The sequence below is a fragment of the Halothiobacillus sp. genome, assembly GCF_028710545.1.
Taxonomy (GTDB): domain Bacteria; phylum Pseudomonadota; class Gammaproteobacteria; order Halothiobacillales; family Halothiobacillaceae; genus Halothiobacillus.
This window is the reverse complement of sequence record NZ_JAQTTX010000058.1, coordinates 1-13,968: the sequence shown is the minus strand read 5'-3', so window position 1 is coordinate 13,968 and position 13,968 is coordinate 1. Positions and strand designations below refer to the sequence as shown.

At 57.2% G+C, this 13,968-nt stretch carries 12 protein-coding genes; 4 read left to right on the top strand and 8 right to left on the bottom strand.

The annotated features are described in order from the left end of the window. Positions 1–213 precede the first annotated feature (213 nt). Positions 214–1,395, bottom strand: coding sequence for a ribonucleotide-diphosphate reductase subunit beta (locus tag PHD44_RS10830; RefSeq protein ID WP_300191501.1), 1,182 nt, complete (start codon positions 1,393–1,395; stop codon positions 214–216). Between the two features lie 47 nt (positions 1,396–1,442). Beyond that, positions 1,443–4,262 (bottom strand): ribonucleoside-diphosphate reductase subunit alpha, encoded by a 2,820-nt coding sequence (locus PHD44_RS10825; protein WP_300191502.1) that lies wholly within the window; start codon positions 4,260–4,262, stop codon positions 1,443–1,445. Positions 4,263–4,842: 580 nt separating this feature from the next. Here PHD44_RS10825 and PHD44_RS10820 point away from each other — a divergent pair. Continuing rightward, positions 4,843–5,850, top strand: coding sequence for an NAD-dependent epimerase (locus PHD44_RS10820; RefSeq protein ID WP_300191500.1), 1,008 nt, complete (start codon positions 4,843–4,845; stop codon positions 5,848–5,850). On the opposite strand, the gene PHD44_RS10815 is transcribed toward PHD44_RS10820, so the two are convergent. From PHD44_RS10815 to PHD44_RS10795, 5 genes are read right to left on the bottom strand one after another with little or no spacing between them, the layout of a single operon-like run. Then, positions 5,838–6,671 (bottom strand): TrkA family potassium uptake protein, encoded by an 834-nt coding sequence (locus tag PHD44_RS10815; protein ID WP_300191497.1) that lies wholly within the window; start codon positions 6,669–6,671, stop codon positions 5,838–5,840. The two genes, PHD44_RS10820 and PHD44_RS10815, sit on opposite strands and share 13 nt — an antisense overlap. A gap of 15 nt (positions 6,672–6,686) precedes the next feature. After that, the gene (locus PHD44_RS10810; RefSeq protein WP_300191494.1) at positions 6,687–7,553 is read right to left on the bottom strand and encodes a polyphosphate kinase 2 family protein; all 867 of its coding nucleotides are present in this window, start codon (positions 7,551–7,553) and stop codon (positions 6,687–6,689) included. A 34-nt stretch (positions 7,554–7,587) separates the two neighbouring features. Further along, positions 7,588–8,427, bottom strand: coding sequence for a metal ABC transporter permease (locus tag PHD44_RS10805; protein WP_300191491.1), 840 nt, complete (start codon positions 8,425–8,427; stop codon positions 7,588–7,590). After that, positions 8,414–9,265 carry a metal ABC transporter ATP-binding protein gene (locus PHD44_RS10800; RefSeq protein ID WP_300191489.1) on the bottom strand — a complete coding sequence of 284 codons (852 nt, stop codon included), beginning with the start codon at positions 9,263–9,265 and terminating at the stop codon, positions 8,414–8,416. The genes PHD44_RS10805 and PHD44_RS10800 overlap by 14 nt, the downstream gene beginning before the upstream one ends. Before the next feature lie 24 nt (positions 9,266–9,289). After that, on the bottom strand, positions 9,290–10,171 hold the full coding sequence (locus tag PHD44_RS10795; RefSeq protein WP_300191487.1) for a zinc ABC transporter substrate-binding protein: 882 nt from the start codon (positions 10,169–10,171) through the stop codon (positions 9,290–9,292). 319 nt (positions 10,172–10,490) lie between these two features. Between PHD44_RS10795 and scpB the strand changes: the two genes are divergently transcribed. The 3 genes from scpB to ubiA all read left to right on the top strand — a co-directional run bounded on the left by scpB (position 10,491) and on the right by ubiA (position 13,285). Further along, on the top strand, positions 10,491–11,075 hold the full coding sequence (scpB, locus tag PHD44_RS10790; protein WP_300191484.1) for an SMC-Scp complex subunit ScpB: 585 nt from the start codon (positions 10,491–10,493) through the stop codon (positions 11,073–11,075). A gap of 105 nt (positions 11,076–11,180) precedes the next feature. After that, positions 11,181–12,386, top strand: a complete 1,206-nt coding sequence (locus PHD44_RS10785) for a YqcI/YcgG family protein (protein ID WP_300191482.1) — start codon at positions 11,181–11,183, stop codon at positions 12,384–12,386. A gap of 26 nt (positions 12,387–12,412) precedes the next feature. Continuing rightward, complete coding sequence (ubiA, locus tag PHD44_RS10780) at positions 12,413–13,285, top strand: 4-hydroxybenzoate octaprenyltransferase (protein ID WP_300191480.1); 873 nt, start codon at positions 12,413–12,415, stop codon at positions 13,283–13,285. Here ubiA and PHD44_RS10775 read toward each other — a convergent pair. Further along, positions 13,276–13,968, bottom strand: a 693-nt coding sequence (locus tag PHD44_RS10775) for an efflux RND transporter permease subunit (RefSeq protein ID WP_300191479.1), incomplete at its 5' end; no start/stop codon positions are given. The genes ubiA and PHD44_RS10775 overlap by 10 nt on opposite strands.

The window sequence follows — 13,968 nt, the reverse complement described above, 5'->3', positions numbered from 1 at the left end:
CTGCATAACGCCCAAAATGGGCCGAACCGCCACCTACCATGGCGATTCGGAGTAAAAACCGGGCAATGCTGCTTGGAAAGGTCGTCGTTTGTTGTGAAATTTGAGCTGGATTCGGCCACAGGCATGACTCAGTGGCTGAATTCATTGAAAATCTCGGGTTATTCGAGCTGCCCATAAATAAAAACCCGCCATTTGGCGGGTTTGTCGTTTCTCTTACCAGTTCAGCGCGCCGCCGGTTTGATAGTCGGTGACTCGGGTTTCGAAGAAGTTTTTCTCCTTCTTCAAGTCGATGACTTCGCTCATCCACGGGAAGGGGTTGGTTGCTCCGGGGAAGAGTTCGGCGAGACCGATCTGGTTGCAGCGGCGGTTGGCGATAAAGTGCAGGTATTCGGCACACATTTCTGCGTTCAGGCCGAGCAGGCCGTGCGGCATGGTGTCGCGGGCATAGGCGATTTCCAGTTCCGCGGCTTCCTTGAGCATCTGGGTGACTTCGGCCTTGAACTCTTCGGTCCAAAGGTGCGGGTTTTCGATCTTGATCTGGTTGATCACATCGATACCGAAGTTCATGTGGATGGATTCGTCGCGCATGATGTACTGATACTGCTCGGCGATACCGGTCATCTTGTTGCGGCGGCCCAGTGAGAGGATCTGCGCGAAGCCGGTGTAGAACCACATGCCTTCGAACACGACGTAGAACGCGACGAGATCACGCAGGAAGTCCTGTGCGCCTTGCGTGGTGCTGGTGTCGAAGTCGCCGTCGGCGAGGTTCTTGGTGTACTTGAGTGCCCAGGCATCCTTGGCGGTGATGGAGGGGACTTCGCGGTACATGTTGAACAGTTCGCCTTCGGCCAACCCCAGGCTTTCCACAATGTACTGGAAGGTGTGGGTGTGTACTGCTTCTTCGAAGGCCTGACGCAGCAGGTACTGGCGGCATTCGGGGTTGGTGACCTGCTTGTAGATGGCGAGCACGATGTTGTTGGCAACGAGGCTTTCCGCGGTGGCGAAGAAGCCTAAGTTGCGCATGATCATGGCGCGTTCGTCTGCGGTGAGGGCGCCGTCACGGCCTTTCCACAGGGCGATGTCGGCCTGCATGGACACTTCGGTCGGCATCCAGTGGTTGTTGCAGCCGGCGAGGTATTTTTCCCAGGCCCAGGTGTATTTCATGGGCAGGAGCTGGTTGACGTCGGCGGTGGCGTTGATGATGCGCTTGGCCGAAACATCGACGCGGCCCGCGCCCTGGGCGATGCCTTCCAGACCGGTTTGGCCGTGGGTGGCAGCGTGGGCGGCTCTTTGCGCTTCAGTCGCGTCTGCCGCCAAGGTGGTTGGTTCGTCCATGGCCTGAATCATGCCCGCATTCGGGGTTTGTTTTGCATCCAGTTCGTTCCAATTCAACATGTTCTGTTCCTCTTTCTTTTTCATTCCAGTACGTATCGTCGAGCCGCTTATTGGCAGGCTTCGCAGCCGGGATCGTCAATCGCACAGGCTTTCGGCAGGGCTTCGGCAATCGGGTCGGCATTGACGCCGCGCAGTTTGCCGTCCAGTTTCGTCATGGTGGTTTTCTCTACACGCGTTTTGGATGAGGCACGCAGGTAGTACGTGGTTTTCAGGCCGACCAACCAGGCGTTCTTGTACATCTGGTCCAGTTTCGGGCCGGACGGGTCGGCCAGATACAGGTTGAGCGATTGCGCCTGATCGATCCATTTCTGGCGACGTGAGCCGGCTTCGATCAACCAGCGTGGCTCGACTTCGAACGCGGTCGCGTACAGGGCCTTGAGCGAATCCGGGATGCGGTCGATCTGCTGCACGCTGCCATCGAAGTATTTGAGGTCGTTGACCATGACTTCATCCCACAGATCCAGCGCCTTGAGGTCACGGACCAGATACGGGTTAATGACGGTGAATTCGCCCGAAAGGTTCGATTTGACGAACAGGTTCTCGAAGGTCGGCTCGATCGACTGGGCCACGCCACAGATGTTGGAGATGGTGGCGGTCGGGGCGATGGCCATGGTGTTGGAGTTACGCATGCCCTGAACCTTGATTTTGGCACGCAGAGCATCCCAATCGAGCGTTGTATCCCGGTTCATGACGAGGTATTTGCCGCGCGCTTCGGCCAAGAGGTCGATCGAATCGATCGGCAGGATACCGCGGCTCCATAGCGAGCCTTCGTAGCTCTGGTAACGGCCACGCTCGGCGGCCAGATCGCTCGACGCGCTGATGGCGTAGTAACTCACGGTTTCCATGGAACGATCGGCGAACTCGATGGCCTGTTCGGATGAATAGGGGATCTTCTGGATGTGCAACGCATCCTGGAAGCCCATGATGCCCAAGCCCACCGGGCGGTGACGCAGGTTGGAATTGCGCGCTTGCGGTACGGAGTAGTAGTTGTACTCGATCACGTTATCGAGCATTCGCATGGCGGTCTTGATGGTGCGGGCGAGTTTTTCCTGATCCAGACCATGTTCGGTGACGTGCTGGGCGAGGTTGACCGAACCTAAGTTGCAGACAGCGATTTCCTGATCGTTGGTGTGCAGGGTGATTTCCGTGCACAGGTTCGATGAGTGAACCACGCCGGCGTGCTGGTTGGTGTACCGCAGGTTGCAGGGGTCTTTGAAGGTGATCCACGGGTGGCCGGTTTCGAACAGCATCGACAGCATCTTGCGCCACAGTTGCAGCGCGGGAATGCGCTTGAAATTCTTGAGTTCACCGCGGTCAACCTTGGCTTCGTAGGCGGTGTAGGCCTTTTCGAATGCAAGACCGGTGAGGTCGTGCAGGTCCGGGCAGTCGGCCGGTGAGAAGAGGGTCCATTCGCCTTCTTCCATCACGCGCTTCATGAACAGATCGGGCACCCAGTTGGCGGTGTTCATGTCGTGGGTACGGCGACGGTCGTCACCGGTGTTCTTGCGCAGGTCGAGGAATTCCTCGATGTCCAGATGCCAGGTTTCGAGATAAGCACACACGGCGCCCTTGCGCTTGCCGCCCTGGTTCACGGCCACGGCGGTATCGTTGGCGACCTTCAGGAAGGGCACGACACCCTGTGATTTGCCGTTGGTGCCCTTGATGTGGCTGGACAGGGCGCGGACGCGGCTCCAGTCGTTACCTAGGCCGCCGGCGAATTTGGAGAGCAGGGCGTTGTCCTTGATCGCGGCGAAGATGCCGTCCAGGTCGTCCGGTACCGTGGTGAGGTAGCAGGAAGACAGTTGCGGACGCAAAGTGCCGGAGTTGAACAGGGTCGGGGTGCTGCTCATGAAGTCGAACGAGGACAGCAGTTTGTAGAACTCGATCGCATGGGCTTCGCGGTCGATTTCATTGATGGCCAGGCCCATGGCGACGCGCATGAAGAAGGCTTGCGGCAGTTCGAAACGCACGCCGCCGTCATGCAGGAAGTAGCGGTCGTACAGGGTTTGCAGGCCGAGGTAGCTGAATTGCAGGTCACGGCTGGTGTCGATGGCGGCAGTCAGACGCTTGAGGTCATACTGGCGCAGGGTCGGGTCGAGCAGTTCGTGCTCGATACCGGTATTGATGTACGACTGGAAGTAATCGGCAAACAGGCCGGACAGTTCGGATTGCGTGCAGACGGTCACGGGTTGCTTGGTGAAGCGCAGGGCTTCGGTACGAATGCTGTCAAGCAGTAGTCGAGCGGCGACGAATGAGTAGTTCGGGTCTTTTTCGATCAGGGTGCGGGCGCTCATCACCAGTGCGGTGTTGACTTCTTTCTCAGGCACGCCATCAAACAGGTTGCGCAGGGTTTCTTGCAGCACGGCATCGGGATCGACGTCGGTCAGGTTGCTGCAAGCCTCGCCGATCAGCGCGTTCAGGCGTACATGATCCAGCGGGCTGCGGGTGCCGTCGGCGTGGGTTACGTTCAGAACAATTTCGGGTGCGGCTTGCGCAGGCGCTTCGGCGGCTCGCTTCTGGGCCTGATGCTCACGATAAAGCACGTAGGCACGAGCCACCTTGTGGTGGCCTTCGCGCATCAGGGCCAGTTCGACCTGATCCTGAATGTCTTCGATATGCACGGTGCCGCCGCCCGGTGCGCGACGCTTGAGGGCGGACGAAATCTGGTCGGACAGCGCATTCACGAGATCATGCACGCGCATGGAAACGGCGGCACCACTGCCTTCTACCGCCAGGAACGCCTTGGTCATGGCTACCTTGATTTTCGATTCATCGAAAGCGGTGACCTTGCCATTACGACGAATGACCCGCAGTTGACCAGGGATGGTGGCGGCCGTGTCGATGGTCGAGCTCACAGCAGGAGGCATGTTGCGGGCGGCAGTGGGTTGGGTTTCGGTTTGGGTGGCGGTGCTTGCTGTCATGTTTTCCATCCTGATTTTCCATTATTGGGGGCGGTGGTGAAGCGCAGTGGCGAAGACGGTTCGGCTTGGTTAAATCACGGGTTTCAGGCGCTTTGTGCGTACGCGATGGCGCGGAGGTAAACGCTCAAAGATCGAAACCCGGTGGTCATCCGGCCCGAATGATTTTTGGTCAGCGGAAGGTGAATGTCAACTGGTATTTACACTAATTAAAGTGCTTTCTTTAATTGAATAACACAACATGTGGTGTATGTTGGTTCGGTGGCATTGTGCTCTATCCGGAGGAGAGCCTGTGGATAAGTTGAGCGCAAAATGGCCGGGTGGCCGATGAAACAGTCGCTTGGACGTTACCTGGGCGAATTGGCCATTCGATGGAAATCGACAAGATGCCCACGCCAAATACGGTGGTGCATAGTGCCCAAATTTTTACATTTTTTTGGGTTTGCCGTCTTTGGTGGTGGATGGGTTCGGCAGGATGCGCGGCAAACCGCTACAATTCGCGGCACTCAATCGGAATCAGGGAGGAGTTATGCGCGTACTTGTCACCGGAGCGGCCGGATTTATTGGTTCAAGCACGGCTCTGCGTCTGTTGGCGCGGGGCGATACGGTACTGGGTATTGATAACCTCAACGATTATTACGATGTGAACCTGAAAAGGGCGCGTCTGGCGCGTTTGGCCGCGCATGAGGGCTTTGCGTTCATTGAAATGGATATCAGCGATCGCCCCGCCATCGAGCGGCTGTTCGTCGAGCAGAAGATCGACCGGGTCGTGCATCTGGCGGCACAGGCCGGCGTGCGGTACTCCATCGAAAATCCGCATGCCTATGTCGACAGCAATCTCGTCGGTTTCGTGAATATCCTTGAGGGATGTCGCCACGCCGAGGTCGAGCATCTGGTATATGCCTCATCGAGCTCGGTCTATGGTGCGAACGAGTCATTACCCTTTTCGGTGCATGACAATATCGACCATCCGCTTTCGCTGTATGCGGCAACCAAGAAGGCCAACGAGCTGATGGCGCACACCTATTCATCGCTCTATCAGTTGCCGACCACCGGCCTGCGGTTCTTTACGGTGTATGGCCCCTGGGGACGACCGGACATGGCCCTGTTCAAGTTCACCAAGGCGATTCTGGCGGGTGAGCCGATCGATGTGTTCAATTACGGCAAGCACCGGCGGGACTTCACCTACATCGACGATATTGTCGAAGGGGTTATCCGCACACTGGATCATACGGCAGAGCCCAATCCGGTATGGAATGGTGCAAAACCCGATCCAGGCACATCCCGTGCACCGTGGCGCGTTTATAACATCGGCAACAGCCAGCCGGTGGAACTGCTGACCTATATCGAGTGCATCGAGCAGGCGATCGGCAAGAAGGCGGAACTGAACCTGTTGCCGCTGCAACCGGGTGATGTGCCGGATACGTTTGCGGATGTGGCCGATCTGGTTGCCGATGTCGGTTATCAGCCGAGCACGCCGGTGGATGTGGGCGTGCGAAATTTCGTGGATTGGTATCGCGCGTATTATTCGGTCTGATTCGGGTCTTCCTGAGCCGGAGCAGGTGGCGAAACCGGTGGCGATGTGTACAAATGCCCGACCAGCGTATGGGCGATCAGGTCATCTGCCACCACCACATCGGTAGCGCCTGCGCGGCGCAACAGCAGGCCGCGGCTGTCATTCTCCGCCGTGACGGCGATACGCAGATTGGCATTGCGGGCATGCGCCATGAGTGTGATGGCCAGCTTGCGATCCGGTGATTCACTGGTGACGACCAATGCCTTCGCAAAATCGATGCCCGCCCGGGTGAACACCTCATCGTCCAGTCCGGCATCGCCCTGAACCACCAGCAAGCCGTGTTCCGAGGCCTGATTGGCCAGATCTTCCCGATTTTCGATGACGACCACGTTTTCCGACGAGGTCATCCGATCCGTGACCAGCCGCCCGAGCGGACTGTATCCGATCACAATGACGTGATCACGCAGGTTTTCGAAATTACGGCTCATATGTCGGTTCTCGCGGTTGATGGCGGCGATCGGGCTGGTCAGCCAGTTGATGGTTTGTGTAATGGCATAGCCACCCAGCACCATGATGGTGAAGCTGGCCGCAATCATGAATATTTTCTGCGCGTCCGTGAAGGGCGTGAAATCACCGAGCGTGGTGACGAGGTTGGTCGCATTCCAGAGCGCGTCAAAGAATTTGGTCGGCAGGGGATTGTTTGTGGGGTCCAGTAGGGCAAGGCCCAGAGCAGTCGCAAGCAGGATGATCGCGAACAGGCTGCTCAACCGGATCAGTTGAAGACGGCGATTCCGAGCATCCTGTTGGGCGCGGCGGATGTAATTTATACGGTAGATTGGCACGGTGGTCGCGTTGACTCAGGTCGTTTTCTTGCCATTACCATTGCCATTGCCATTGGCGGCCTTCACGGCGGCATGGTAATGCAGCTTGATCTCGTCAATGTTGACCCGGGTCGGCGGCAGTTCTAAGCCCATTTCTTCGAGTGTTTCGGCGATGATCTGGGACACGGCCAGGTTCCTGAACCATTTGTGATCAGACGGGATGACATACCACGGCGCAGTCAGTGTGCTGGTTTTGACCAGCGCTTCTTCATAGGCCTCGATGTATTGCGGCCAGAACTTGCGTTCGGAGTAGTCCGATTCGCTGATTTTCCAATGACGCCTGGGGTCGTCCAGTCGCTTCTTGAAACGTTCGAGTTGCTCATCGGGGCTGATATGCAAAAAGAACTTGAGGACGCGGGTGCCGTTTTCCGCGAGCAGCCGCTCGAAGGCATTGATTGTTTCGTAGCGCTGTGACCAAACTTCTCGCGGCACCAGATCATGCACCCGAACCACCAGCACATCTTCGTAGTGCGAGCGGTTGAAAATCACCACTTCGCCTGCCGCCGGCACCTGGGCATGGGCGCGCCAGAGAAAATCATGCGCGGCCTCAAGTGGCGTGGGTTGCTTGAAACCGTGGACGCGGGTGCCCTGAGGGTTCATGGCGCTGAATACATGGCGGATCACGCCATCCTTGCCAGCCGCATCGAGTGCCTGCAACACCACCAGCAGTGATTGTCGGCCATCGGCATAGAGGAGGAATTGATCCTCTTCCATGCGTTGAAGATAGGTTGCCGTTAGTTCGGCGGCTTTCTCCTTGTCGATGTCACCGGTGTCGTCGGGGTCGATGTCGGCCAGAGAAAGCTTCTTGAGCGGGTCGACCAGAAAGCGTGCGCGATAATCCATCGGTATGGCTCAGCTGATAAGTGGAAAGTGTCGATTATGCCGCAGTTTTTTCCTGACGGCTCATCAGATTCCACAGCTTCTGACCACCGGCCACAGCGAGGTAGAACGCGCAGGCCGTGGCAATGATGCTGGCGCCGGAGCTAAGGTCGAACTGGTAGGCGACCCAGAGCCCGCCCAGACAGAACACGAAACTCCAGATACCGGAGGCGACCATCAATCCGGCCAGACTCTTGGTGTGCCGCTCGGCAAGGTAGGGCGGCAGGGTCAAAAGGGCGATCACCAGAATCAAACCGACGACCTGAATCATCATCACGACCGCCTCGGCGACCATGATCAGAATCATGAAGTAGAGCCATTGCACGGGAATGCCGCGGGAGCGGGCGAAATCCGGATCAAAGGAAAACGACAGGATATCGCGGTAAAAGTAGAGCGTGAGGCTGACGATGACGACATCGATGCCGAGCATGAGCCACAAATCGCTGGCCGGGACCGTGAGGATGCTGCCGAACAGATAACTCATCAGGCCCACGTTGTAGCCGGGGGTGAGGTTGATCATGATGATGCCGAACGCCATGCCCGCCGCCCAGATCACACCGATGAGGGTATCGGTTCGTTCCCGTTTCTTGAGTGTCAGCGTGCCGAGGAGCATGGCCGCGCCTGCGGTGAAGGCGCCAGCCGTCGGCAGGACAGGCGCGCCGAGAAAGAATGCCAGACCGACACCGCCATACGCCGTGTGCGCGATGCCGCCGGCCATGAACGTGAGCCGGTTCACGACGACCAGTGCACCGATCACGCCACAGGTGACGCTCACCAGCAAGCTGGCCAGCAGGGCATGCTGCATGAAGTTCTGCTGCAATAACTCAGTGAGTGTCATGGCTATTTCCACAGGCTGTCTTGCCGTCAGTGGGTTTGTTCTCGGAAGGCATGGTTTCTACCATCTGTTGCAGCAGGCTGTGAACCGGGCAACCGGCTTCGTGAATGCCGTACATCAGGTCGAGCATTGCCGGGGTCAGTTTGGCATCGCTTGATGCCAGGGCAAAACGGTTCACCGCAATAATGCCAGTCACCGCGTTGGCTGTGATGCCCAAATCATGACTCACCATGACGACCGTGGTTTGCGAATCCAGCCCGATCAAGGTTTCGAGGATGCACTGGCGGCCGTATGGGTCGATGTTCGAGAGCGGTTCGTCGAGAATCAGTAATTCTGGCTGGGTAATCAGTGCCCGAGCGATCAGAACGCGCTGGCGCTGGCCGCCGGACAGTTCATTCAAGCGGCGCTTGCCAAGATCAGACACACCTGCCCGGCGCATGGCGTGTTCTGCCTGTGCGCGTTCTTCGCGGGTGTAGCGGATACCACGGCGCTTTCCAAACAGGCTATTTCCTTGGGCCAGCCCCATAAGAACCACCTGTTCAACCGAGGCGGGAAAGCCGGGCGATGTGTTGCTGTGCTGTGGCACGTAGCCGATACGGTCTGGATTGGTGCCGGGGTGTTCGCCAAAGATGCGCACCTCGCCCTCGGTAGGCGTGAGCAGACCCAGGATCAACCGCATGAGCGTGGTCTTGCCACCGCCATTGGGCCCGATGACGGCAATGAATTCACCACGCGCGATATCGATGTTGATATCACTCAGCGCACGCGTATTTTCGTAATCGAAAGCCACGTTACGCAGTTGAATGATCGGCTCCGGCGTGATGGCCTTTTGCGAGTGCAAGTGTGAAGGCGAGTCCATGTGTGGTTAACGCAGCGCCTTGTTCAATGCCGTGGCAATCGCTTCCATACCGGCAGGCCAGTCTTCTTGCAACGGGTCGATGGTTACCACCTCGCCACCGATGGAGTCGGCAATGGTTTTGGCGGCTTTCTGTGCGAATTGAGGTTCGATGAAAACGACCTTTATGTCGTTGTTCTTCGCATAGTCGATCAGCTCGCCGAGTTGTCGCGGGCCGGGTTCCTTGCCTTCGATTTCGATGGGTACCTGAGTCAAGCCGTAGGCTGCGGCGAAATAACCGAACGCCGGGTGAAACACGATAAATCGGGTCTGTTTGAGCGGATGATCGACCAGAGACTGCAAAATGTCGCTATCGACCTGGTCGATTTTTCGGGCGAGCCTGGCATAGCCTTGCAGGTAATCGGCGGCGTGCGCGGGATCGGCCTTGATCAGCGCATCCCGAATATTCATGGCCTGAATGCGGACCAGTACCGGCGATAACCAGATATGCGGATCAAGTCCCGGCCCTTTGGCTGCACCATGATCGTGGTCGTGCCGAATCATCGGCATCCGCTCGATGCCGCGAGCGGTATTTACCACAACCATTTTCGGGTTGGCCGCGGTAAAACGAGCTAACCAGGCCCGTTCGAGCGGTACGCCGATTTCCATGTACAGATCGGCCTTGGAAAGAGCGGCAATCTGGCGTGGCGTGGGTTCGTAGGTTTCCGGCTCTGCATTGGCGGGGACCAGAACCTCCACGGTCACATGATCACCCCCGATCATCTGCACGAAATATTTTTGGGGTGGAATGCTGACAGCCACGTCGATGGGCGATGCCGCCCAGACCGAAGCCGCAGCCAGGTTGAGAATCAGAAACAATGCAATCTGAAACGGTGCAAAGAAAAGACGCATGGCAAACTCTTTGTTAGATGATTGAGGGAACGGAGCGAAGGCTCTAAGTAAATGCTGATTTATTCCATCCTTGGAATAAATCAGCTCGCCCATCGCGGTACACGCCCGCGATGGCTCTCACGAATCAAAGACTTACGTCTTTGATCGTGTTGGGGCATCCTGCCCCAAGCGGGAAGCGCTGGATAAATCAGCGCTTCCCTGAGACCATTTCGATACATTATAACGTATTCGATCGCACACAAAGCGCATATATTCTTGGCCAAGGTGAAAACCAGAGTGAAAATCAGGGTAAAACCATGAACGATCAGGAAGCGGAACATTGAATCAGGAACTGACATTAGCGCCGGATGCGGGAAAACAAGCCGCGCTGGCAGCGCTGATCGAGGCCTTGCTGCTGGCCAGCGAAGCGCCCTTGAGTCTGGTGGATCTACAGCGGATGATCGGTTCCGAAACACCGATAGCCACTTTGAGCGAAGCGTTGGAGCGGTTGCAAGCCCGGTACGATGCGCACCCGTTCATTGATCTTGAACACCGCGAAGTGGCCGGTGTATCGAGTTGGCGATTGCTTGCCAATGATCAGATCGCGCCTTACCTCGCCCGCAGCGAAGCGCCTCGGACCAGCCGCTATTCTCGTGCTGTACTCGAAACACTGGCGCTGATTGCATGGCGGCAGCCCATTACCCGTGGTGAGATCGAAGCCGTGCGCGGAGTGAGCGTCAATCCGCAGATCATCCGAACCTTGGTCGAGTGTGGCTGGATCCGGTCGGTCGGCCATAAGGACACACCGGGCAAACCGGAACTATTGGGCACCACGGCACAGTTTCTTCAGGATTTCGGCCTGGATTCTCTACAATCCCTGCCAACGTTCGACGACTTCGTGCACCAAGGCACGATGGACGTGTAACAGCTTCGATTTTGCCTTGGTCATGTCCGCAAATCGAGCGGCCAAACTTTGTCCTGACGGGGGAATTACGGTACCTTTCGCGCCAGATTTGAAGAGAAGATACCCATGAATTTAATGAAAATATTCGTACTTGGACGGCGGGCGGCCGATGCATTTGCCCGATCCAAGGGGACAGAGCTGGACGATGTCGGCACCTTATCCCTGCTGGATCATCTGTTGGGCCGCTGGGCGTCGAACCGTCTTGCCGATGCAGCGGATCAGGCGCTGCTTTCCTATATCACCTTGCTGACGGCTCACCGCTATTATGTTCAGCCCGAAAAATTCCTGAAAACCTGCCGTAATGCCGAGCACCGCGAAGCGTTCCCGCAGCAGCGCTTGCCCGAATGGCTTGCAGCCTTGCGCAATACACTGAACTTTTACGCCCGAATCGAGACGGCGCCTCGCTTGCCGGAAACAGAAGACGCTTCTGTTCAGTTGCTGACCAATGAATTGTTTGCCTGGATTGCCGTGAACCAACCGGAACATCTGGGTGTGTTGGAATCGGCCTGGGGCGCGCCATCGGTGTTGGCCTTGTTGAAATCTCGTGCCCGGAACCCTTTGGCTTACGAGCCGGTATTCTCGCCGACGCATCTCGAATTCATCACGGCCATTGAAAAAACACACTGTATTTTTGCGCCCTCAGGAAAATACTGGGGTGCGGACGACTGGCGTGGTAACGAAACGTTCGAGCAGAACGCCGCCCGTTTCGCTCAAGGTCTGTTCCGTTTCATGACCATCGCGCGCAAGGAGAAATTCAAGGGTTTTGCGTTCCGCATACCCGCGGTGTTCAGTTCCAGTCTCGATGAACTTGCCCGCACCACAGCCCGGTTACTGACGGTGCTCAACAGCATCGACCCGGCTCATTCCCAATGCCTTGAAGGCGAGCCGGGCAAGCCGGAATGGAAATTCGACTGGGCCGGTGAATCCATGTTTTTGACCACATTCGGCACTTGCTACCCGCCGGATCACCCGCGTTATCCGCACGGGTTCGATCAGACCTATTTTTTCTTCCAGCCCGATTTTGTCCTGCGGTATCACCCGGGATTGATCGGCGAGATGGAGGCCATTTCCCGTGAACGGATTCTGTCCAGCTTCAACAAACATGGCATGGACTATGACAATGAAAACAAGCTCGCGGAAAGCGCCCGTTATATCCGCCCAATGAATCCGAAGGACCCACCGGTCGCGTGGTGGCGGTATTTGCCGAGGGCGAGAGACGAGGCGGCGAGCACAAACCCTAAGATAACCTCGCCTTCTGCCTGTACGGTCTGATTGGCTATCTACGTCCAGAGGTCGCCTTGACTCATTTTCTGCAACTCATCCGGGATCGTCTGCCGCTGTATATCGCGCTGACGCGCTTAAACCGCCCGATTGGTATTTATCTCTTGCTATGGCCGACGTGGTGGGCCCTGTGGCTGGCGGCCGGCGGCGTGCCCGATTGGCGTCTGCTCGTGATTTTTACGCTGGGCGTGGTGGTGATGCGGTCGGCCGGTTGTGCCATCAACGATTACGCCGACAGACATGTCGATGGGCATGTGGCGCGCACGAAAAACCGCCCGCTGGCGGCCGGGTTGATCCGGCCGAGTGAGGCGGTTGGTGTGTTCGTGTTCCTGTCACTGGTGGGGTTGGTTCTGGTGTTGCAACTCAATACCACGACGATTCTGCTTTCGATCGTGGCATTGATTCTGGCGGCAACATATCCCTTCGGAAAACGCTTTCACCACTTGCCGCAGGTTCAACTCGGCATGGCATTCGGCTGGGCTATTCCAATGGCGTTTGCCGCCCAGACCGGAACGGTTCCCATGGTTGGCTGGTTGCTGTTCCTCGCCAATATGTTCTGGACGGTGGCCTACGACACACTGTATGCGATGGCTGATCGGGAGGACGATCTGAAGGTGGGCGTGAAATCGACTGCCGTGCTGTTCGGTCGCTTCGACTTGCTGATCGTAAGCGCGCTGTATGTCGCCACACTGGCGACCCTGATCCTGATCGGCGTGATTCAGGGGTTCGGTCTGATCCCGTTCATGGCGCTGTTGTTGGCCGCTGTCAGTGCGGTATGGATTGTGTATTCCGCCCGGGACCGCGACCCCGCGCATTGCGTTCGTGCCTTTCTGCGGAATAACGTATTCGGCGCACTGGTGATGATCGCCTTGCTGCTGGCTTATTCTTGATTAGTTCGGGCCATATCGGCCATGGCCGATTCTTCCACGGGTCTTTTATTTTTCCGTCCAGTCAGCCCTTCGGCCACCACGTAGAACGCCGGAGTGACGTACAGCGTCAATAGTTGGGAAAACACCAAGCCACCGACAACGGCAATTCCCAGCGCCTGATGCGCTTCTGCTTGCGCTCCGAAGCCGACGGCAATGGGCAGGGTGCCCAGAATGGCGGCGAGTGTGGTCATCATGATCGGCCGGAAACGCACGGCACAGGCATCAACCATCGCATCAATCGCGCTTTCGCCTTCACGTCGTCGGTGGATGGCGAAATCTAGCATGATGATGCCGTTTTTCTTCACCAACCCCACCAGCATGATGATGCCGACAAAGCTGAACACATCGAGCGGCTGGTTGAACAGATACAGCGAAGCCAGCGCGCCGAAGCCGGCCAGGGGCAGGGCGGTCAGGATGGTGAGCGGGTGAATGAAGTGTTCATACAGGATCGCAAGGATGACGTAGATCACAAGAATGGTGGCACCGAGCAGTAACGGTAGCGTCTTGAGCGAGTCCTGGAATGCCTGCGCGGAACCGGCGAACTGGCCGCTGACATTCTGGGGCAGATGTTCCAATGCGGTTTGTTCAATGGCCCGGCTGACCTGATCGAGCGAATAGCCGGGTTTGAGATCGAACGACAGGGT

Excerpts from the sequence above, each read along its gene's own strand:
- PHD44_RS10830 (WP_300191501.1), bottom strand. The coding sequence starts at position 1,395 with ATGTTGAATTGGAACGAACTGGATGCAAAACAAACCCCGAATGCGGGC.
- PHD44_RS10825 (WP_300191502.1), bottom strand. The coding sequence starts at position 4,262 with ATGCCTCCTGCTGTGAGCTCGACCATCGACACGGCCGCCACCATCCCT.
- PHD44_RS10820 (WP_300191500.1), top strand. The coding sequence starts at position 4,843 with ATGCGCGTACTTGTCACCGGAGCGGCCGGATTTATTGGTTCAAGCACG.
- PHD44_RS10810 (WP_300191494.1), bottom strand. The coding sequence starts at position 7,553 with ATGGATTATCGCGCACGCTTTCTGGTCGACCCGCTCAAGAAGCTTTCT.
- PHD44_RS10805 (WP_300191491.1), bottom strand. The coding sequence starts at position 8,427 with ATGACACTCACTGAGTTATTGCAGCAGAACTTCATGCAGCATGCCCTG.
- PHD44_RS10795 (WP_300191487.1), bottom strand. The coding sequence starts at position 10,171 with ATGCGTCTTTTCTTTGCACCGTTTCAGATTGCATTGTTTCTGATTCTC.
- PHD44_RS10785 (WP_300191482.1), top strand. The coding sequence starts at position 11,181 with ATGAATTTAATGAAAATATTCGTACTTGGACGGCGGGCGGCCGATGCA.